This is a genomic window from Streptomyces hoynatensis (assembly GCF_003626535.1).
Taxonomy (GTDB): Bacteria; Actinomycetota; Actinomycetes; order Streptomycetales; family Streptomycetaceae; genus Streptomyces; species Streptomyces hoynatensis.
This window is the reverse complement of the sequence record NZ_RBAL01000010.1, coordinates 67,106-87,927: the sequence shown is the minus strand read 5'-3', so window position 1 is coordinate 87,927 and position 20,822 is coordinate 67,106. Positions and strand designations below refer to the sequence as shown.

Sequence of the window (20,822 nt, the reverse complement as noted above, 5' to 3'; positions counted from 1 at the left end):
GGCGGGGGGACCTCCGGGCCGGGGGTCCCGAAGGGGACCAGCGCCGCCATTAAATATGAATTATTGGGGGCTGCCAAGGGGCCCCGCGCGGGCCGGGCGGGCCGGGCGCCGCCGCGGGCCCGTGCGGCCTCCGCGCACCGCCGGTGGCTCAGCCCGCGTCGCCGCGCGCCCGGCCCGCCTCGCCGGAGGGGGTGGGCGTGGCCCCCGCGAGCAGCCCGTCGACGAGGGCGCGCAGGCCCTCGGGATACGTGTCGCGGGCGGCCAACTCGGGCCACCGCGCGCCGATGGCGGCCAGGTGCGGCACCCGGGAGGCGTCGAGGCTGCCGAAGCCGGTGGGCCGCCCGCCCGCGGCCCGCCGCCCGGCCGAGTGGGCGCGCACCAGGATCTCGCCGACGGTGTAGTACCAGACGCCCCGGAAGAGGCCGACGGCCTGGGCCTGCGTGCAGCCGTGCCCCACGGCCCCGGACACGATGCCCTCCACCATCCACAGCGCCGACTCGTCGAGGAGCCCGACGAACCCGTCGGTCGTGGCGACCTCCGCGGCCCACGGCCAGGCGGCCAGGGCGTCGTGCAGCGCGGTGGCGGACGCGAGGATGCGCGCGCGCGGCTCCTCGGGCAGCGGGGGGCGTTCGAGCCGGTCGACGTAGTCGTTGAGCAGGAGGATCAGCAGATCCCCCTTGTCCCGCATGTGGTGGTACAGGGTCGTGGCCCCGATGCCGGCCTCGGCGGCGAGCCGGCGGATCGTCAGCTTCTCCCAGCCGTCCCGGTCGATGAGCCGGCGCGCCGCCGCCAGGATCTGCGCCCTGGAGGTGAGGCGGGGGCGGCCGGTGCGGCCCTGCGGCGGCGGCGACGCCGAGGAGGCCGACGAGGCGGAGGAGGCGGGCGGTGGGGGCGGTGGGGCCATCGCCCCATCATGCCGTCCCCCCGCCCCCCGCCGGGAAACGGTCACGGCCCGGCCGTGCGCGTTCGACAGCGGTCCGATCCGGTGCTACTTTCGGAACGCGTTCGAAAAGTCGGGAAGACGGCGCCGGAAAGGGAGTTCGGAATGGGAAAGAGCACGGGAGGGCGGCCGGGGCTGACGCTCGCCACCGTGGCCGTCGTGCAGTTCATGGTGTCGCTCGACCTCTCGGTGGTGAACGTCGGACTGCCGCGCATCGCCACCGGCCTCGGCTTCGACCCGGTCGGCCTGACCTGGGTGATCCACGCCTACGCCCTCACCTTCGGCGGGCTGCTGCTGCTCGGCGGCAAGGCCGCCGACCGCTACGGCCGCAGGCGCGTCCTGCTGCTCGGGCTCGGCCTGTTCGGCCTCGCCTCGCTCGCCGGCGGCCTCGCCCGCGAGCCGGGACAGCTCCTCGCCGCCCGCGCGGCCCAGGGCGTCGGGGCCGCCGCCCTGGCGCCGGCCGCGCTGGCGCTGCTGACCGCGACCTTCCCCACCGGCCGCGCCCGCGTGCGGGCCTTCGGCATCTGGAGCGCGGCGAACGCGGCCGGGGGCGCCTTCGGCGTCCTCGTCGGCGGCCTGCTCACCGAGTACGCCGGCTGGCGCTGGGTGATGCTGGTGAACGTGCCGATGGCCGCCGGGGCCCTGGCCCTGGCCAGGCGCGGCGTTGCCGCCCAGCCGCCGGCCGCCCGCGGCGGCCGCCCCGACGTGCTCGGCGCCGTCCTGGCCACCGGCGGCATGAGCCTGCTGGTGTTCGGCGTGGTGCGCACCGACCGGTACCCGTGGACCTCCCCGGTCACCCTGACGACCCTGGCGCTCGCCGCCGCGCTGCTGGCCGCGTTCCCCTTCGCCGAGCGGCACACCACCCGCGAACCGCTCGTGCGGCCCGGCCTGTTCGCCCACCGCACGGTCGCCGGCGCGAACGCCTGCAACCTCCTGATCGGCGCGGCCATGGCCTCGGCCTTCTACTTCGCCTCGCTCTACCTCCAGGGCGTCCTGGGCAAGGGCCCCGCCCTGACCGGGGCCATGTTCCTGCCCTTCGCCCTCGGGGTGGTCGCCGGCTCCGTGCTCGCCATCAGGCTCGGGTACCGATTCGCCCCCCGCACCCTCCTGATCTGCGGCGCGCTCACCACCGCCGCGGGGCTCGCCTGGTTCGCCCTGATCAGCCCGGACGGCTCCTTCGCCGCCGACGTCCTCGGGCCCTCGATCGTCGCCAGCGTCGGCTTCGGCCTCTGCCTGGGGCCCGTCGTCTCCACGGCCACCGCGGGCGTCGCGCCCCACGAGAGCGGCACCGCCTCGGGACTGCTCAACAGCTCGCGCCAGATCGGCGCCTCGCTCGGACTCGCCGCCCTCGGCACCGCCGCCCACGAGCGCACCGGCCGGACACTCACGCCCGCCACCCTCAACGACGGGTACGCGCTCGGCTTCGCCCTCAGCGCCGCGCTCCTGCTCGCCGCCGTCCTGCTCGCCCTCATCGTCCTGCCCGCCACAGGCTCCCCGGCACGGGCCGCCGGGGCGGCCGGAGCCGGGGGAGCCGGGGCGGCCGGGGGAGCGGGGGCGGCCGGGGGCGCGGGCGAGCGCGAGGCGCTGCCCGTCCCGGACTGACCCGCGCCCGGCCCGCCCCGGGACCCGACCGGCCGCCGGGGCCCGGCGGCCGGCCCGTCGCCGCCCCGGCGGTCGCCGCGCGGCGGATCGCGCCGTACGGCGACCGCCGGGCGGGCCGTTCGCCGCGCGGGACGACCGTTCGGCGCTCCGGGGCGGCCCGCGCGTTGCCGCCGGGCGCGTGCGCGGTCATAGTGGCGAGTAGGTGCAAGCGCTTGCCAAAGCGTGCATAGGTGATGAATCGATTCATATTCGACGCCCGCGCAAGCCCTTGCCGCCAGAGCCGCGCACCACCCCGCACCACCCCCGCACTGCTCCGCACCACCCCCGCACGCCCCCGCACCACCCCCCGCACCACCCCTCCGCACCGCTCTTCGGGTGCCCTCCGAAGCCCTTCCGACCCAGCACACAGGAGCGAGCAATGAAAGGAACGCCCCGCGAGACCCCGCGGCACGCGCCGACCCCGAGGGGAATCCGCGGCGCCCTCCGGAAGGCCGCCGCCGCGCTGCCGGCCGTGTTCGCCGCCGCGGTGGCCGCGGTGGCCGCGCTGGTGGCGCTGCCCACCTCCGCCGCCGCGGCCCCCGCCGCCTCCGGGCCCACCGTCTACATCGCCGGCGACTCCACCGCGCAGACCTACACCTCCTCCTACGCGCCGCAGACCGGCTGGGGCCAGGTCCTCGACCGCTACTTCTCCGACGCGGTCACGGTCTCCAACCACGCCATCGGCGGGCGCAGTTCGCGCACCTTCGTCGAGGAGGGCCGGCTCCAGGCGATCCTCGACGTCATCCAGCCGGGCGACTATCTCCTGGTGCAGTTCGGCCACAACGACGCCTCGGCCAGCATCCCCGAGCGCTACACCTCGCCCGAGGACTACAAGGAGTACCTGCGCAACGACTACATCGGCGGGGCCCTGGCCCGCGGCGCCACCCCGGTGATCGTCACCCCGGTCTCGCGCCGCGACTACGACACGGCCACCGGGAAGTTCAACGTCTCCTTCGCCGCGTACGTGCAGAAGGCCGTCGAGGTGGCGCAGGAGGAGGGCGTCCCGCTGATCGACCTCTCCGCATCCAGCCGCGCCTACCTGGACTCCATCGGCCCCGAGGCGGCCAAGGACGTCTTCCTGTGGACCGATCCCGGGGAGTACCCGAACCGCCCCGACGGCACCCAGGACAACACGCACTTCCAGACCTACGGCGCGCTGCAGATGGCCCGCCTCGTCGCCAGGGAACTCGCCGGCGAGGGGCTCCCGCTCTCCGCCCAGGTTCTCGGCACCACCGCGGACGTGTACGACCTCGGCCCCTCCTCCGGGCCGGTCGCCTCCTCCTACACGCAGGTCACGGCCGCCACCACCTACACCGCGGCCCGCGGCTTCGGGCTGGTGGGCGCCACCCCGATCGAGCGGGACCGCGGCAGCGCGATGAACGCGCTCCAGCGGGACTTCGTGGCCCTGTTCAACAGCCAGTACGAGTTCCGCGCCGACCTGCCGAACGGCGTGTACGACGTGCGCGTCAACGTCGGCGACGCCACCGGCTCGGCCCGCACCAACCTCACCTTCGAGAACGCGGTCTCCGGCCGGCTCGCGCCCGCCTCGGGCACGGCCGCGGTCCAGACGTTCAGCGGCATCACCGTCTCCGACGGTCAGTTGAACGTCCTGATCTCCGGCGAGACGGGACACCTGAACGCCCTGGAGATCCTCCCGGCCTCCTGAGCCGGGCACCGACCGGTCCGGGCGCCCCCCTCCGGCCCCCGAGGGCGCCCGGACCACCCTCCCCACAGCCCGCCTCGTCCCCGCCGGCCACCCCCGTGCGCGCCCTCGGGAGCGCGCCCCCCCGCCGGGGGTGTACGTAGCGACACCCCCGGTTCGGGCCGTGAGCCCAGTGCCGCGGCCCGCCGCGCTCCGTAGCGTCGAGGACAGGGCGCACAGGAGGCGCACAGGACCCGATGCGGCGGGCGCCGAAGAGGCGGGCGGCGAGGAAGACGAGGGAGACCATGTTCCGAAGGAACCGGGAGCGGGGGCACGGCCCCAGCGCGGAGGCGCTGCGGCTGGTCAAGGTCGGCAAGGTGTACCGGGCGGGCGGCCAGGACGCCGGGAAGCCGGGGGAGGCCGGGGACCGGGAGAGCACCGTGACCGCCCTGCACGACGTGACGCTGAGCCTGCCCACGGGCAGCTTCACCGCGGTGATGGGCCCCTCGGGCTCGGGCAAGTCGACGCTCCTGCAGTGCGCGGCCGGGCTTGAGCGGCCGGACAGCGGGATCGTCGTGGTGGACGGCGAGGAGGTGACGGCCGGGGACGAGGCACAGCTTGCGGTCTTCCGCAGGCTGCGGATCGGCTTCGTCTTCCAGCAGTACAACCTGCTGCCGACGCTCACCGTGCTGGAGAACACCACGCTGCCGCTGCGGCTGGCCAGGCGGCGGGTCAACCTGCCCAGGGCGCGCGAGATTCTGGGCCAGGTCGGTCTCGGGGACCGGCTGGGGCACCTGCCGGATCAGCTCTCCGGCGGGCAGCGTCAGCGGGTGGCCATCGCCCGGGCCCTGGTCACCGAGCCGAGCGTGATCTTCGCCGACGAGCCCACCGGCGCGCTCGACCTGCGCAGCGCCCGGGAGGTGCTCGCGCTGCTGCGTGAGGCGGTGAGCCGGCACGGCAGGACCGTGGTCATGGTGACCCACGACCCGGTCGCCGCCTCGTACGCCGACGCGGTGCTGTTCCTCGCCGACGGCCGCCTGGCCGGGAGCCTTGCGGCCCCGACGGTGGACGCGGTCGCCGAACGCCTGGCGCACCTGGGCGACGAGGTGTACGCCGCCGGCCGGCCCGAGTTCCGCGCGGGGGTGTGAGGGATGTTCCTGCTTGCGATGCGTTCGCTGCGGCAGCGGCCCGGCCGCTTCGCCGGCACCCTGCTGGCCGCGTTCCTGGGCGCGGCGATCACCATGACGTTCAACTCCCTGCACGACACGGCGGCGGCGCCCGGCATCGACGACGCGAGCGCCGAGACGCTGAACCTGTCCGGCGGCGTGGTCGGCGGCTACGGCACCCTGCTGGTCTTCTTCGCCATCGCCTCGACGCTGACCGTCACCGTCCGGCAGCGAGAGGAGGAGATGGAACTCCTGCGCCGCACCGGGGCGACGCCGCGGCAGCTGGGCCGGATGGTGGTCGGCGAGGCCGCGGTGGTGGCGCTGGCCGCCACCGTGCTGGCCATCCTGCCCGCCATGCTGGGCGGCCGGGTGCTGCTGGGGATGTTCCACGACAGCGGGCAGGTGGCGCGGGACGTGGACTACGCCTTCGGGCCGATCGCCCTCTCCGCCGGCTTCGGGGTGACGCTGCTCGCCTCGGTGGGCGCCGCGTTCCTCGCGGTGCGCCGCGCCACCCGCGCCGGGCGGCGCGCCCCGCGCACCCGCCTGCGCGCCCTCGGCGGCGCCCTGGCGCTGCTCGGCGGCGCGGCCGGGGTCTCCACGACCTTCGCGCTGGACGCCACCGACCCGATACTGATGGCGCCCGCCGCCGAGGGCGCGATCCTGCTGTCGATCGGCCTTGCGGCCTTCTCGCCGGCCCTGCTGCGGGCGCTGCTCGCCTGCCTGGGGCGGCCGTTCGCGGCCCTCGCCGGGCCGAGCGGCTACCTGGCGGTGCTCAACCTGCGGCGCAACGCGGCGCGGCTGGCCGGAATACTGATGCCGCTGGTGCTCTTCACCGGCATCGCCACGGCCACGCTGTGCATGCAGGCGGTCGAGAGCGACGCGATCGAGGCGTCCGGCCTGACCAAGTCGGTCGAGGACAAGAACATGGAGACGCTGAACCTGATCGTCGTCGGCATCATCGTGGTCTTCGCCTGCGTCATGCTGATCAACAGCCTGTACGCGGCCACCGCCTACCGGGTGCGGGAGTTCGGCCGCCAGCGGCTGACCGGCGCCACCCCGCGGCAGGTGATCGGCATGGTCGGCGCCGAGGCCACGCTGCTGACGGTCACCGGCGTGCTCCTGGGCACGGCCGCGGGCCTGGCGGGCCTCGTGCCCTTCACCCTGGTCCGCGCCGACGAGGCCCTGCCGGGGCAGGCCCCGTGGATCTGGCTGGGCATCGTGGCCGTCGCCGTCGCCGCAACGGTGGTGACCGCCGTCGCCACGGCCCGCCGCGGCCTGCGCGTCCCGGCCGTCGCCGCGGTCGCAGTGGCCGCCTGACCCCGCACCTGCGCTCCGCGCCCGCCGCCCCGGCCCGCCGCCTCGACCGCGGCGGGCCACGGGCGCGAGGGTTACCGGCTGCCGGTGGGGCAGGGGATGTCGGGGCGAGGGCACAGCAACAGGGCGCGGCAGGCGTAGTTGTTGTGCACCGAGGTGTAGCCGAACATCACGTCGGCAGGCTGCGCGAGACGCGTCTCGGCGCACTCGATGACCCAGCCCGTCGGGTCTTCCCGGCGCCACTCGGGCACCGAGTGCGGCGGCATCGGCTGCTCGTCCATCGCTTTCCGCAACCACGCGATCGCCTGGTCGCGCTGGCCGGCCCCGAAGGCAGGGCCGTCAGCCTTGCGGCTGGCGAGGTAGGTGGCGATCGGAGCCGCGGGCGGGTGCTCGCGCAGGGTCCAGGCATACGGGTGCCAGTGGTATTCGACCTTTTCCCAGTGGCCTGACGGCACGGTGTAGTCGGGCATGAGCGCTCCCGATGGCGTTGAGGAAAGAGACCGTGCCTGGTGGCTACCGGATTCATGGCCGCTCAGGTCTGAGCGCGCCGTCCCGCGTGACGATGGGGGACGTTCCCCGCAGCCAAGGCCACGGCCGCACCGGTCGGCTGTTGTTCCGCTGCGCCTGGCCGGGATTGGCATTGAGCCGTGGTCGGTCGGACTCATAGCGTGGTGTCCTCGGGAGGAACCGACCATGAAGATGCAGCAGGAACCGGCGCCCGCGGCGGGCGGGAGCTGCGGAGAGGGCCCACGAACTCGCCGTGCCCGCGTATCCGATACGGCGGCCGGGGTCGCGGACTCCCCGCCTCGGGCGGCACGCGGGGCGCAGGCGCAGCGTCGGCCCGCGCCGGTTGACGAGGTGCTGACCTCTCTCCTCCCGGAGGGTGAATCGCTCGCGCCTCCGGCCACCGAGAGAGGGCGGCGCGTCGGGATGCGCGAGGCAGACCTGATCCTGCGCCGCTGCCACGCGTTCAGGCTGGCCGACGACGTGGTGGCGGGGGGCGATCTCGTCGCCCCGGTGATGCGGGAGCTGAAGGCGGCGAAGGAGCTCTACACCCATTCCGCGCACACCGGGGCCGTCGGCCGCGCGTTGCTCACCGGCATCGCCGAACTGGCACAGCTGGCGGGCTGGGTGGCCTCGGATGCCGAAGGGCTGCCGGGGGCCGACCCCGCGCGGCTCTACCGGCTGGGCGCAGCGGCGGCCAAGGAGGCGGGCGACCGCCCGCTGCTGGGGCACCTCCGTGGCTCGCTGGCCTACTACGAGACCAACCGCGGCAACACCGCGCTGGGAGCACAGATCGCCCACACGTTGCGAGGCGAGTCCGGCGAGGAGGCGCCGCCGCGCGCCCGGTCGGTGGCCTCGGATCGCATCGCCTGGTGTTCGGTACGCCTGGGCGATACGCAGACCGCGCTGCGGGCGGTCGAGCAGTCCATCGAGGACCTGGAGGAGTTCGAGCCGGGCGAGGACGACAACCGGCGGTGGCTGTACTGGGTGAGCCACGCCGAGCGCACGGTGATGCAGGCCCGTGTGTACACGGAGGCGCGCCGTCCCCTTCACGCCGTGCCGTTGTTGCGGACGGTGCTGCACAGCTACCCGGCGACCCACACCCGCGAACTCGCGCTCTACCGATCCTGGTTGGCCATCGCCCTGCTGGACGCCAACGAGCCGGAAGAAGCAGCAGGCGTGGCCAGGCAGATGCTGGAGCTGTCGGCCACCGTGCCGTCGGCCCGTGCCGCGGCGCGAGGGGAACTGCTGGTACGGAGGCTTCGCGAGCACGACGACGTCCCGGAAGTGGCCGACGTCCTGGCCGACTGGGCATGACGCCCACCCCAGGGCGGTGGCGACGCCCACCCCAGGGTGGTGGCGAGGGCATTCGCTGTTCCCGACGTTGTGTCAGGAGTACCGTTTCGAGGTGTCTGGCCGAGACAAGGAGTCACCTCACTATGTCTGCCTCTCTCGGCGACAGGCTGCGCGAGGCACGCAAGCGCGCCGGTCTGTCGCAGCGTGAACTCGCGCGCCACTCGGGCGTCTCCTACTCCCTCATCACCAAAATCGAGCAGGACGAGCGCCGGGACACCCGCATGGAGACCCTGCACCGACTCGCCCGCGTCCTCGACACGACGACCACCGCCCTGCTCACCGAGCCTGCCGTCGACGATCCTTCTGCGGACGGCCACTCGACGCCCCCGCAGTGGCATGGTGTGCAGGACGCCCTGACGGACACGGCCACCGACGTGGCTGAGGCGCCGACCCTCCGAGGCGTCCAGGAACTGGCCGAAGCAGCGGTGCGCGCTTACCGCAGCACCGACTATGACGCCCTCGCCGTTCTCCTCCCCGGACTCATCCGCGACTCGCACACGCTGGCCGAGATCACGCCACAGGGCGGCCCCCTGCGCGTGCGGGCGCTGACCATGGCCGGCCGGCTGATGACCCAGACCCGGCAGTACGCCGTGGCCGATACCGCGCTGAGCCGGGCGATGCACTATGCGCCCGATACCCCCTTCGCGGTGGCCGCGGTTGATCTGCGGTGCTGGCTGCTCCTGCGGCGCGGCCGGGTGGAGGAGGTGCTTGAGCTGGTGGCGCAGTGGGCCGACCAGATCGAGCCGCGATTTCCGCGAGCCACCCCCACCGAGCTGTCGCTCTACGGCTGGTTGCTGCTGCGTGGCGCCGCGGCCGCCGGACGTGACAACCGGCCCGACGAGGCGAAGGGGATGCTGCGGCTGGCGGAGGCCGCGGCGGTGGCGGCGGGACGTCCTCACCAGCTGCGTCAACTGGGCTTCATCCACACGTTCAGCGTCAGCGCCGTGCGGATGCAACGCGCGGAGTACGCCATGGTCCGCGACCGCCCCGACGATGTGCTGCGTCTCTCGGCGCAGGTGGGCGTCGAGCAGATGAGCCCGACCAGCGGCTCACGCAACCGGCACTTGCTCGACGTGGCGAACGCGCAGACGCGAACGCGCCGATACGGGCCTGCCGTCGAGACGCTGATGAGCATTTACGGCAACGCCCCGCAGTGGCTGCCGCATCAGCGGTACGCCCGGGACATCGTGCGGTCCATCGTGGAGCGGCGGCGTACTCTCACTCCGGAGATGCGTCAGCTCGCCGGGGTAGTGCGCCTTCCGTTGTGACACTGTGTGGTACTTCCCCTGCGCCGGGTCGGGAATGTCATTGACCTGTAGTCGGCTGATCTCTTAGCGTCATGGTCGCCTCTCCTTTCACTTTCCGGAGGAGCCGACCATGACGATGACGCAGGGCCCGCCGCCCGCGGCGGGCGGGGCGCGCGGAGGAGGCCCACGAACTCGCCGTGCCCGCATGGCCGACGCGGCGGCCGGGGTCGCGGATTCGCCGCCTTGGGCGCGGTGTGGGTGCGGCGCGTTGCTCGCGATGGCGGCCCCGGACGCTCCGGCGGCCGGGCACGCGACCCGGTGCCCGCCATGTGCCCGGGCGCACCCGTCGACCAGGCGGAATTCGCCCTCATCGGGCAACTCGCCCTCACCGGACCGGCGATGACCTGAGCAGGCGGCAAGCCAACTGCCCTCGCCAGGGTGGTGGCGAGGCCGTTTCGCTGGGCGCTCAGTGTGGTCGGGGGTACCGTTTTGGTGTCGCAGCAGAACGGAGCCCATACCGCCATGCCCGCCACCTTCGGCGACAGGCTGCAAAAGGCGCGCAAGCGCGCGGGGCTGTCGCAACGAACCCTCGCCGCCGAGTCCGGCGTCTCCCTCTCGCTGATCCGCAAGCTGGAGCAGGGGGAACGGCACGACACCCGGCTGGAGACGGCCCGGCGGCTGGCCGCGGCCCTCCACGTCCCGACCACCCTGCTCATCAGCGCGGAGGCCACGGACGCGGACCCGGCCGACGGCGATCGCGCCGCTCCTTGGGCCGCCGTCCACGCCGCCCTCGACCCGGACGTGGCGGACTCCCGGGACCTCGACGAGGCACCCACCGTCGAAGGGGTGCGCGCGGGCCTCGACCTGGCCATCGCGCACTACACCAGCGGCAACCTCGCGGCCATCGCCGCCTTTTTGCCCGGCTTGATCCAGGACGTCAACGCCTTGGCGGGGCTCACCGATCGAGGTCGCCCGCTGCGCATGGAGGTCATGCAGATCACCGGGCGGCTCATGACCCAGACCCGGAACTACGCTGCCGCCGAGGTGGCGTTCGGGCTCGCGCAGGCCGAACTGCCGGATGAACTGCACGCCGCCGCGCTCGCGAACAACACCACTTGGCTCCTCTTGAGGCGTGGCCGATTGAAGGAGGCCGGCAGGCTCGCCGCGCGGTGGGCGGAGACCTTGGAGCCCAAGTTGTCCCGGGCCACGCCCGAGGATCTGAGCGCCTGGGGCTGGCTGCTGTTGCGCACCGCCGCGACCGCGAGCAGGGACTCGCGGCCGGACGACGCAGCGCAGGCACTCCGCCTGGCGACCGCCGCGGCCGTGACGATGCCGCCGCCGCGCCCCGGCAAGACGCTGAGCCGGGCCGGGTTCATCCGACGGTACACGCGGCTGACGGTGGGGATGCAGCGGGCCGAACAGGCCATGGTCGAGGAGCGGCCGGAGGAGGTGCTCCGGGTGGCGCGGCAGGTGGGAGCGAAGAAGTTGCCGCCGACGGTGGGCAACCGCAACCGGCACCTGCTCGATGTCGCCCACGCCCAGGTGCTGGTGCGTCAGCACGCGGACGCAATGGAGACGCTGCTCCTGGTCGAGCGGGACGCGCCGGAGTGGCTGCCGCACCAGCGATACGCGAAAGAGGTGCTGGCGCAGATCATCGCGAAGCGGCGCACCCTGACCGGGGACATGCGGCGACTCGCGGACACGATGCGCTTGCCGCTGTGACCCTTCGTGGCACTTCGCCTCCGGAGGGCCACAGAGTGCCATTGCTGGGTAATCGACCATACGCTTAGCGTCACGGTCACTCCGTTTTCCCGAGGAGCTGACCTTGATGAGCAAGCACGACCAGGCGCCCGCCTCGACCGCGGGCCGTTACATCTCCCCGCAGTGCGCGGGACGCCGTTGCGTGGAATGTACGCAGCACGAGCAGCGGCCGCCCGAGCCGGAGAACGGGATCGCGTTCGATCCCTGCACGCACGAGTGCCACATGCGGTGGCCCGCGGGGGAGGGGCGGGGCCGGTGAGCGGGGGAGACGAACGGGGGTCCGGGGCACTCGGCGGGGGCCCCCGAACGCCGTTGACCTGGGGGCCGCGGGGGCTGCCCGTGCCGTGGGCCGTGCGGTGGAGTGGGGAACTCGTCGTCACGGACGAGGCGTTGACCGTCGGCGGTGAGGGGCGCGGGCTGGCCTACCGTGACGAGCGGGCCGGGGACCGGGATCGGCACGGGGTGCTGTGGGCCCGGCTGACGGAGGAACCCGGCAGCGGGCAGCCGGAGTTCCGGTGCATGCATCCGGTGCGGCAGCGGCGGGCGATGCTTGAGCGGCTCTGTCAGGTCTGCGGCGGCCCGGCCGACCGCAACGGGCGGGGCTGGCTGTTCGCGTTGCGGCGGCCGGGGGCCGCGGAGGAGGTGCCCGGCTGGCCGGAGGGGCTGCTGTGCACGAAGCCGCCGGTGTGCGCGCCGTGTGCGCACCTGGCGGTGGCGCACTGCCCGCACCTGGGCGAGCCGGTGTTCGTGCGGTCGCGGAAGCCGCGCGTGTGGGGGGCGTTCGGTGGCTTCTTCGTGCCGGGCCCGCGCGGTGGGCTCGCCGCGAGCGGGGACGACCACCTGCCCTACGGCCACCGGGCCGCGCCCTGGTTCGTCGCGAACCAGCTCGTCGTCGAACTCACCCGCTGCACCCGCGTCCCGGCGCCGTGACGGCCCCGGCCGGGCGCGAGGACGACGCCGAACGGTGCGGGTCCGCCGGGAGGCGGGCGGGGTTCAGTCCTCTCGCAGCACGCGCACGCTGCGTACCTCGGGGTCCGCGGCGTCCGGCACGACCATGCCCGCCTCGACGCCCGAGCGCAGGTAGCGGACGACCTCGGGGGTGAGGCGTTCGCCCGGCAGGGCGGCCGGGATGCCCGGCGGGTAGGGCGTCAGCATCTCGGCGGCGATCCGCCCGGCCGCCTCCCGCCACGGCACCTGCTCGACGCGGCCGAAGAACGCGTCGCGCGGCAGCACCACCTGTTCCAGCCGCAGCCGGGCGGGTTCCGGCACCTCGACGGCCGGCGCGGGGCGCAGCCCGGGGGCGTGCGCCGCCAGGTCCGACAGCGCCCGCACCAGCGCGTCCGTGGTCTTCTCGTCGTCGGCGTGGGTGAGTTGGGCGCTGATCCGGCGGTGGTCGGCCAGGTGGAGGTTGACCCCGTGGGTCTCCCGCAGCCAGTCGGCCGCGCGGTAGCCGCCGGTGCCCAGGCCGGTGACGTCCACGATGATCTGCAAGGGGTCCAGGTCCGCCGCCCGGCCCCGGCCGCAGAAGTCCTCGCGGCCGTGCACGTGCAGGCCCTCGATCTCCGCGAGGCGCGCCCGGGTCCCGGCGGCGAGCGCCAGGGCCGCGTCGTAGCGGGCGCGGCCGTGCTCCACCATCTGCCGCCGCCAGCCGTCGAGTGCCGCGTAGACGAGGACCGAGGGGCTGGTGGTGCCCAGCAGGTCCGCGCGTGCCTTCAGCACCTCGGGCCGGATCAGGTCGCCCCTGAGGTGGAAGACCGAGCCCTGTTCGAGCCCGGAGCCCATCTTGTGCACCGAGGTCACGCACACGTCGGCGCCCGCGTCCATCGCCCAGGCCGGCAGGTCCGGGTGGAAGGGGAGGTGGGCGCCCCATGCCTCGTCGACGAGCAGCGGCCTGCCCCTGGCGTGGCAGAGGGCGGCGAGGGCGGCCAGGTCGGTGCAGGTGCCGTACGGCGTGGGGGAGGTGACCAGGGCGCCGCGGGCGTCGGGGTGCTCCTCGAAGGCGGCCTCGAACGCGGCGGGGGCCGGGGGGTGCGCGAGCCGCAACTCCGGGTCCCCCTGCGGCTCCACCCAGATCGGGCGCACCCCGGAGAGGATGAGGCCGGAGACCACCGACTTGTGGGCGTCCCTGCCCACCAGCAGCTTCTCGTGCGGGCCCGCCGCCGCCAGCATCGCGGCCTTCACGGAGAGGGAGCTGCCGCAGGTGGAGAAGAAGGTGTGCTCCGCGCCCACGGCATCGGCCATCAGCTCCTGGGCCTCCTTCAGCACGCCGTGCGTGGACCTGCGGTCGTCGAGCCCGCTGATCGCCAGCACGTCGGAGCGGAAGGGGGCCTCGCCGAGCACCGCGGTGACCCGGGGGTCGGCGCCGCGCCCCTGCTTGTGCCCCGGCGGCGTGAACGGGAGCTGCCCGCCTTGGTGGTAGGCGGCCAGCGCTTCCAGTACGGGTGCGCGCGAATGGTCCATAACGCGCTCCTTACCGGTACCGAACGGTCGAAACCGGGCGTCCGTGGGCACGCCGTGGCGCGCCGGAGCCCCGCCCGGCGGTCGGCCGGGCGGGGCGGCGGGCACCCATGGGGACCCGTGGGCACCCGTGGGGACCCGTGGGTGCGCGGGGGCTCCCGTGGCGGCGAGGGTGCCGGGGGCGCCCATGGCCGCGCGGGGGAGCCGGCGGCTACGCGGTCACGCGGCGTCCACCGGGAGGCAGGCCCCGTCGATGAAGGTGATGGAGCCCTGGCCCGAGTCCTCGGAGAGGATCACGGTGTCCCCCTCGTGGAGGTGGTACACGAAGTCCTCGGGGCCGGTCTGGTTCGAGCCCTCCCCGTCGTCGTCCCCGCTCTCGCTGCGGCTGTGGGTGCCCCCCTCGGCCCCGTCCCCTTCGCCGGGGCCTTCGCCCTGGTGGTTCCTGGCGAACACCGGGCCGATCACCTCGGCCCCGCCGGCGTAGCCCGCGAAGCCGAAGGTCTCGGCACCGTCGGGCGCCTCGGGCAGCTCGGGCGCCGCCCCGCCGTCGCTGCCCTCCAGCGGCCGGCACAGGTAGCCCTCGGGCGGGTTGTAGACGGTCGCGATGCCGTTGGCCTCCAGCTGGTCGGCGAAGTCCCGGACGCCGTCCTCCCCTTCGGGCCAGTCGGCGATCGTCACGTCGACGCCGCCGTTTCCGGTGGGCTCCACCGCGTAGGCGGCCGTGGCCCCGCCGCCCGGCAGCAGGACGAAGGCGGTGGCCGCCGCGGCGGCGGCCGTCAGGCCGAACCCGGCCCTGGCCGGGGTGAGGAGGCGGTGGCGCGCGGTGGCCTCCTGCCGTTCTGCGGCGGCCAGCACCACCTCCCGCTTCAGCTCGGTCAGCAGGCGGTCTTCGAAGGTCCTGGTCATGAGGCACTCCTCGGCATGGTGAGTCGGTGGGCGTCGGCGGCGCCCGCGGGCGCCTCGGCGGCGGCGCGCAGCGTCTTGCGCGCCCGGTGCAGGCGGACCCTGGCGGCCACCTTGCTGATGCCGAGCGCCTTGGCGGCCTCGGCGGTGGTGAGCTGGTCGACGGCGATCAGCTCCATGAGGGCGCGTTCCCCCTCGGGCAGTCCGGCCAGCGAGGCCAGGGCCTGCCGTCCCGCGCTCTCGGTGGCCAGCCGGTCCTCCAGCCTGGCGATGTCGTCGGCCTCCAGCAGGCGGTGCCCGGCGATGCGCCGGCCCAGGTCGGACTCGCGGGCCGCACGGCGGCGTTCCGAGGAGGCGATGTTGCGGGCCACGCCGTAGAGCCACAGCCGCTCGTCGCCGAGCTGCCTGCGGTAGGTGTGCCCGGAGTCGATTACCGCGAGGAAGACGTCCGCGGTCAGGTCGGCCACGGTGTGCGGATCGTCCACCCGGCGGGAGAGGAACCGGGTCACCGCGTCCACGTGCCTGCGGTAGAACTCCTCGAAGGCCCTGGGGTCCTTCGCGGCCTCCGCCGGCCCGCTGCGGTTTCTGGTGCGTTCTTTCACCTCGGGGTAGCCCCCTTCCTCGTGGGCGTGCTTACACCCTTGCTTGGCGGGAGCGCCCGGGAGCGTTACAAAGAGCAGGCAGGCTCCGGGGCGCCTCGTGGGCAGCCGCGGCGCGCCGACCCGCTCATCCGAGGAGAGATCGTGTCAACTCCCGGCATCCGCAGGGCCCTTGCCGTACTCGCCGCGGCGGCCGCCGCGCTCCTTGCCCCCGCGCTCCCGGCCCACGCCGCGCACGCCCCGCAGGCGGCACAGGCCGTGCACGCCGCTCAGGCCCCGCAGGCGGCGGAGGCGGCGGAGGAGGCGGAGGAGGAGGCCGCGCCGGAGCCGGGGGCGGCCCGTACGGTCGAGGTCGCCGACGCCGCGGAGCTGGCCGCGGCCCTCGCCGGCGCGGAACCCGGCGACACGATCAGCCTGGCGCCGGGGGAGTACGCGGGGCCGTTCACGGCCACCGCCTCCGGCACCGAGGAGGAGCCCATCACCCTCACCGGACCGCGGGAGGCGGTGCTCTCCGCGGCGAGCGGCTACGGCCTGCACCTGGACGGGGCGGACCACTGGACGCTCACCGGGTTCACGGTGTCGGGCGCGCCCAAGGGGATCGTGCTGGACGAGGCGGACCACGTGCTCATCGCGGAGGTCGAGGTCTCCCACACCGGCACCGAGGCGGTCCACTTCAGGTCCGGGAGCGCCGACGGCGTCATCCGCGACTCCTTCATCCACGACACCGGCCTGACGCAGCCCCAGTACGGCGAGGGCGTCTACATCGGCTCGGCCGTGAGCCACTGGGGGGACTTCGGCGAGGACGGGGGCACGGGACCCGACCGCAGCGACCGGGTGCAGGTGCTGGGGAACACCTTCGGACCCGGGGTCGCCGCCGAGCACGTCGACGTCAAGGAGGGCACCAGGGACGGGGTGCTGCGCGGCAACACCTTCGTCGGCGACGGCATGTCGGGCGAGAACTACGCGGACTCCTGGGTGGACGTCAAGGGCGACGGCTACCTGATCGAGTCGAACACCGGCAGCTTCGGCGGCGAGGGCGCGCTGCTCGACGGCTACCAGACCCATACGGCCGTCGAGGGGTACGGCTGCGGCAACACCTTCCGCGCCAACGACTCGGACCTGGGCGGGGCCGCAGGCTACGCGATCCACGTCACCAACCAGTCCCGCTGCGCGGCGGCGCCCCAGGTCGTCACCGCCGACAACACGGTGACCGGCGCGGGCAGCGGCCTGACCAACATCGAGGTCACCCCCGCGGACCCGGCCGCCTGACCGGCCCCGGCCCCCGGCCCCGGCCTCCGAACCATCCCGCCGCCCGAACGATCCCATCGCCCGAACGATCCCATCGCCCGAACGATCCCGCCGCGCCCGAGCGCCCCCGCCGCGCCCGCCGCCCGGCCGGCCCCGCCGCCCGAGGAGCGGGCACGGGCCGGGGGCGGTCGAGGAGCGGCCGGGCGACCGGCCGGCGGGGCGGTTCAGCCGGCGCGGGTGGCGGGGGCGGGGCCGTCGTGCGCCGTGCGGAAGACCAGCGCCACGTTGTGGCCGCCGAAACCGGCGGAGTTCTTCACCGCGAGGATCTCGCCGCCCGCCAGCTTCCGCGGCGCCCCCCGCACGATGTCGAGGGCGGCCCCCTCGTCCGCGCGCTCGAAGTGGGGGGTGGGCGGGACCAGGCCGTGGTGCACCGACAGCACGGTGGCCACGGACTCGACCGCGCCCGCGGCCCCGATGCTGTGCCCCAGCATCGACTTGTGGGCCGACACCGCGGGCCCGCCCTCCGCCCCGAAGACGGCCCGCAGGGCGTGCGCCTCGGCCGTGTCGCCCGGGCCCGTGGCGGTGCCGTTGGCGTTGACGTACGCGACCTGGCCCGGCGCGGCGCCCGCCTCGGCGAGCGCGTCGCGCAGGGCCAGGACGTTGCCCTCGCCGTGCGGCTCCGGCTGCACCGTGTGGTGCGCGTCGGAGGAGATGCCGACCCCGGCCAGCTCGGCGTAGCACCTGGCGCCGCGGGCCCTGGCGTGCTCCTCGGCCTCAAGGACCAGGATCCCGGCGCCCTCGGCGAGCACCATCCCGTCGCGGTCCGCGTCGAACGGCCGGGAGGCGGCGGCCGGTTCGCCGACCCGGGTGGACAGCACCCGCATCGCCGCGAACCCGCCGAGCACCAGCGGGTGCAGCGGCGCCTCCGCGCCCCCCGCCACCACCACGTCGGCCCGGCCCAGGCGGATCGTGTCGGCCGCGAGCGCGAGGGCCTGGGTGCCCGAGGAGCAGGCGTTGACGGTGGCGTGCACGCCGGCGCGGGCGTGCACCAGCAGACCGACCGCGGCGGCCGGTGCGTTGCCCATGTGCATGGACACCCCGAGCGGGTGGATGCGCCTGGCGCCCTTCTCCTTCAGCATCTCCCAGGAGTCGAGCAGCACCGGCACGTCGCCGAAGGCGGTGGAGACGGCCACCCCGACCCGGGCCGGGGGCAGTTCCGCGCCCTCAAGGCCGGCGTCGCGCCAGGCCTCGGCCGCGGCGGTCACCGCGAGCTGGCTGCCGCGGCTCAGCCGCCGCCGCTGGATGTGGGTGAGTCCCGGCTTCGGGTCCACGAGCGCCGGGGCGCCCAGCGGCACGGGCACCTCCTGCGCCCAGGGCTCGTCAAGCAGCCTGGTGCCGCTGGTGCCCCGCAGCAGCGCCTCCCAGGTGGCGGCCACGTCCCCGCCGAGCGGGGTGGTGGCACCGAGGCCGGTGACGACGACCTTCCGGTACGCGGGCCGCGGGCCGCCGGGCGGCGGGGCGGACGCGGCGGACGAGAGGGGTGTTCCCCGTTCCATCTGCTCTCCTGTTTCGTGCGGTGCGCGGGCCGCGGCCGGTGCGGGCGCGTCGCGGCCCCGGGACCGGCCGCGGCCCGCGCCCGACGGGGCGGGGGCCGCGGCCGGCCGGTGCCGGGGCGGGCTCAGGGGGTCTTCTGCTCGCTCCCCTGGGCGACCTCGGCGGCCTCGGCGGCCTCGGCGGCCTCGGCGGCCTGCGGTTCGGCCTCGGGCTCCGGGGCCTGCGCCCGGCCGGCCTCCGCACCGCCGCTCTCCGCCGCGGTGCCCGCGGGGGCGTCCGCCGGGGCGCCGCCCGCCGTCGCGCCGGCCAGGGCGGGCCGCTCGCGCTCGCCCAGGCCGATGGCCTCCACCAGCCGCTTGACGGCCTTCGGCGCCCACCAGTTCGCCCGGCCCATGAGGATCATGACGGCCGGCAGCAGGACCCCGCGGATGAGGACCGCGTCGATGAGGATGGCCAGCGCCGTGCCCAGGCCGATCAGCTTCAGGTAGACCACGCCCGAGGTCACGAACGACAGGAAGACGACGGCCATCAGGAGCGCGGCCGAGGTGATCACCCGGCTCGTCCTGGAGATGCCGGCCGAGACCGCCCTGGCGTTGTCGCCGGTGGCGTCGTACTCCTCCTTGATCCGCGACAGCAGGAAGACCTCGTAGTCCATGGAGAGGCCGAAGGAGACGCACAGCAGCAGCAGCGGCATGTTGGAGACGACGTAGCCGGTCACCTGGAAGTCGCCGACCAGCCACTGCAGATGGCCCTCCTGGAAGACCCACACGATGACGCCGAACGCCGCCGCCAGGCTCAGCGCGTTGAGCAGGACGGCCTTGACGGGCACCACCAGGCTCCCCGTCATCAGCGTCAGCATGATCAGCGTGGCGATGATCATGACGGCGAGCGCCCAGGGCAGCCCGTCGCGCTCGTCCGCCAGGGTGTCGGCGAACTGGGCGCCGGTGCCGGAGACGTCCACGTCGAAGGGCGCGTCCAGAGCCCTGACCTCGGCCACCATGGCGCGGCTCGTGCCCGAAAGCGGGTCGGGCTCCACCTCGGCCACCAGGTAGGAGCCCTCTCCCTCGCGGGCCGCGAAGCGGGCGGACTCCGCGGTCGCCTGGGCCGTCTGCTCGCCCTCGGCGAAGGAGCCGGTCAGCGCCTCGACGTTCAGCACGCCTGGCACCCGGGAGAGTTCCTCCGCGTACGCGGACACCAGGTCGGGCGAGGCGCCCTCGGCGCCGTGGGCGACGACGGTCAGGTTGTTCACCTGCTGGACCGCGAACTCGTCCCTGAGGGTCTGGGAGACCTCGCTGGCGGGCGCGTCGCTCGGCAGCGCCCGGTCGTCGGCGAGGCTGAACTTGATGCCGAGCACCGGAAGGGCCAGGACCACGGTCACGGCGAGCGCGCCGACCGCGAACCAGCCGGGGCGGCGCATCACGCGGCCGACCCACGAGGCCCAGAACGCGCCCGCCGCCCGCCGGCTGTCCGCCCTGCGGTTCAGCAGCGGCACCTGCCACCGGTTGACGCGGGTGCCCAGCACGGCCAGCACGGCCGGCAGGGCGACGATCGAGGCCGCCCCGGACAGGGCGGTGACCGCGATGCCCGCGTAGCCGAAGGACCGCAGGAAGAAGGTCGGGAACGCCATCAGGCCGGCCAGGGAACAGGCCACCGTGATCGAGGAGTAGATGACGGTGCGCCCGGCCGTCGCCATGGTCTGGGCGAGGGCGCGTTCCACGTCCGCCTCCTCGCCGTCGGCGGCCTGCTGCGCCAGCGCCTCCCGGAACCGGTTGACCATCAGCAGGCTGTAGTCGATGGCCAGGCCGAGGCCGAGGCCGGTGGTGAGGTTGATGGCGAAGATGGAGACGTCGGTGAGGTAGGTGAGCGCCAGCAGGATGAACTGGGTCCCGACCACCGCGACCGCCGCGATGACCAGCGGCAGGAACGCCGACACCAGGCTGCCGAAGATCCATATCAGGATGATCAGCGTGATCGGCATCACGACGATCTCGGCCAGCGCCAGGTCCTTCGCCGACTGGTCGTCCACCTCGTTGTCGACCTGGGCCTGGCCGCCGATGGACACCGCGAGCGGGCCCTCGTCGGAGACGTAGTCGTCGTGCAGCTCCTCGACCCGCTCCTTGGCCTCGGTCTCGTCGCCGGCGACGCGGGCGAGGATCAGCGCCTTGTCGCCGTCCTCGCTGCGCAGCGCCGGGTTGCCGCCCTCCTGGTCCCAGTAGGACTGCACGTACTCCACGACGTCCTCGGCGCGCAGCCGTTCCGCCAGCTCGACGCCGGCCGCGCGGGCGGCCTGGGAGTCGACCGCGTTGCCCGCGCCGCCCCCGCCCTCGCCGGCGTCGGCCAGCAGCACCAGGTTCGGCGAGCCCGCGTCGAAGCGCTCGGCGAGGTCGCGGTCGGCGCGGGCGGACGAGGAGTCCTGGTTGAGATAGCCGCCGGAGAGCAGGTGGTCGGCCACCCCGGCGCCCAGCGCCCCGGCGGCGACGACGAACACGA

General features: G+C 74.6%; 16 protein-coding genes. 9 read left to right on the top strand and 7 right to left on the bottom strand.

Annotated elements, in window-relative coordinates:
- Positions 1 to 148: 148 nt before the first annotated feature.
- Entirely contained in the window at positions 149 to 904 is a 756-nt protein-coding gene (locus D7294_RS18245; protein ID WP_120681049.1) for a TetR/AcrR family transcriptional regulator, read from the bottom strand.
- 141 nt (positions 905 to 1,045) lie between these two features.
- On the opposite strand from D7294_RS18245, the gene D7294_RS18240 reads away from it, so the two are divergent.
- The 4 genes from D7294_RS18240 (at position 1,046) to D7294_RS18225 (ending at position 6,706) form a co-directional block, all read left to right on the top strand.
- Positions 1,046 to 2,542 (top strand): MFS transporter, encoded by a 1,497-nt coding sequence (locus D7294_RS18240; protein ID WP_120681047.1) that lies wholly within the window; start codon positions 1,046 to 1,048, stop codon positions 2,540 to 2,542.
- A gap of 418 nt (positions 2,543 to 2,960) precedes the next feature.
- Entirely contained in the window at positions 2,961 to 4,247 is a 1,287-nt protein-coding gene (locus tag D7294_RS18235; RefSeq protein ID WP_206619523.1) for a rhamnogalacturonan acetylesterase, read from the top strand.
- Between the two features lie 281 nt (positions 4,248 to 4,528).
- Complete coding sequence (locus D7294_RS18230; protein WP_120681045.1) at positions 4,529 to 5,371, top strand: ABC transporter ATP-binding protein; 843 nt, start codon at positions 4,529 to 4,531, stop codon at positions 5,369 to 5,371.
- 3 nt (positions 5,372 to 5,374) lie between these two features.
- Positions 5,375 to 6,706, top strand: a complete 1,332-nt coding sequence (locus D7294_RS18225; RefSeq protein WP_120681043.1) for an FtsX-like permease family protein — start codon at positions 5,375 to 5,377, stop codon at positions 6,704 to 6,706.
- Between the two features lie 71 nt (positions 6,707 to 6,777).
- On the opposite strand, the gene D7294_RS18220 is transcribed toward D7294_RS18225, so the two are convergent.
- Positions 6,778 to 7,173 carry a hypothetical protein gene (locus tag D7294_RS18220; protein ID WP_120681042.1) on the bottom strand — a complete coding sequence of 132 codons (396 nt, stop codon included), beginning with the start codon at positions 7,171 to 7,173 and terminating at the stop codon, positions 6,778 to 6,780.
- Positions 7,174 to 7,633: 460 nt separating this feature from the next.
- Between D7294_RS18220 and D7294_RS18215 the strand changes: the two genes are divergently transcribed.
- From D7294_RS18215 to D7294_RS18195, 4 genes are all read left to right on the top strand, one after another.
- A complete protein-coding gene (locus D7294_RS18215) occupies positions 7,634 to 8,524 on the top strand; it encodes an NsdA family TPR-like regulatory protein (RefSeq protein WP_120681040.1) in 891 nt (296 codons plus the stop codon).
- A gap of 122 nt (positions 8,525 to 8,646) precedes the next feature.
- A complete protein-coding gene (locus D7294_RS18210; RefSeq protein WP_120681038.1) occupies positions 8,647 to 9,831 on the top strand; it encodes a helix-turn-helix transcriptional regulator in 1,185 nt (394 codons plus the stop codon).
- Between the two features lie 501 nt (positions 9,832 to 10,332).
- Positions 10,333 to 11,532 carry a helix-turn-helix domain-containing protein gene (locus tag D7294_RS18205; RefSeq protein WP_120681036.1) on the top strand — a complete coding sequence of 400 codons (1,200 nt, stop codon included), beginning with the start codon at positions 10,333 to 10,335 and terminating at the stop codon, positions 11,530 to 11,532.
- Positions 11,533 to 11,910: 378 nt separating this feature from the next.
- On the top strand, positions 11,911 to 12,501 hold the full coding sequence (locus D7294_RS18195; protein WP_147450858.1) for a hypothetical protein: 591 nt from the start codon (positions 11,911 to 11,913) through the stop codon (positions 12,499 to 12,501).
- Positions 12,502 to 12,564: 63 nt separating this feature from the next.
- Here the strand turns inward: D7294_RS18195 and D7294_RS18190 are convergent, their stop codons facing one another.
- The 3 genes from D7294_RS18190 to D7294_RS18180 all read right to left on the bottom strand — a co-directional run bounded on the left by D7294_RS18190 (position 12,565) and on the right by D7294_RS18180 (position 15,533).
- Complete coding sequence (locus D7294_RS18190; protein WP_120681030.1) at positions 12,565 to 14,031, bottom strand: aminotransferase class I/II-fold pyridoxal phosphate-dependent enzyme; 1,467 nt, start codon at positions 14,029 to 14,031, stop codon at positions 12,565 to 12,567.
- A gap of 216 nt (positions 14,032 to 14,247) precedes the next feature.
- Positions 14,248 to 14,934, bottom strand: coding sequence for a hypothetical protein (locus tag D7294_RS18185; protein WP_120681028.1), 687 nt, complete (start codon positions 14,932 to 14,934; stop codon positions 14,248 to 14,250).
- Complete coding sequence (locus tag D7294_RS18180) at positions 14,931 to 15,533, bottom strand: RNA polymerase sigma factor (RefSeq protein ID WP_120681026.1); 603 nt, start codon at positions 15,531 to 15,533, stop codon at positions 14,931 to 14,933. Before D7294_RS18180 ends, D7294_RS18185 begins: the two co-directional genes overlap by 4 nt.
- 141 nt (positions 15,534 to 15,674) lie before the next feature.
- Between D7294_RS18180 and D7294_RS18175 the strand changes: the two genes are divergently transcribed.
- Positions 15,675 to 16,799: a right-handed parallel beta-helix repeat-containing protein gene (locus D7294_RS18175; RefSeq protein WP_241562452.1), complete on the top strand. Its 1,125-nt coding sequence runs from the start codon at positions 15,675 to 15,677 to the stop codon at positions 16,797 to 16,799.
- A 203-nt stretch (positions 16,800 to 17,002) separates the two neighbouring features.
- On the opposite strand, the gene D7294_RS18170 is transcribed toward D7294_RS18175, so the two are convergent.
- Positions 17,003 to 18,334 carry a beta-ketoacyl-[acyl-carrier-protein] synthase family protein gene (locus D7294_RS18170; RefSeq protein ID WP_120681024.1) on the bottom strand — a complete coding sequence of 444 codons (1,332 nt, stop codon included), beginning with the start codon at positions 18,332 to 18,334 and terminating at the stop codon, positions 17,003 to 17,005.
- A gap of 122 nt (positions 18,335 to 18,456) precedes the next feature.
- Entirely contained in the window at positions 18,457 to 20,820 is a 2,364-nt protein-coding gene (locus tag D7294_RS18165) for an MMPL family transporter (protein WP_158674648.1), read from the bottom strand.
- Positions 20,821 to 20,822 lie beyond the last annotated feature (2 nt).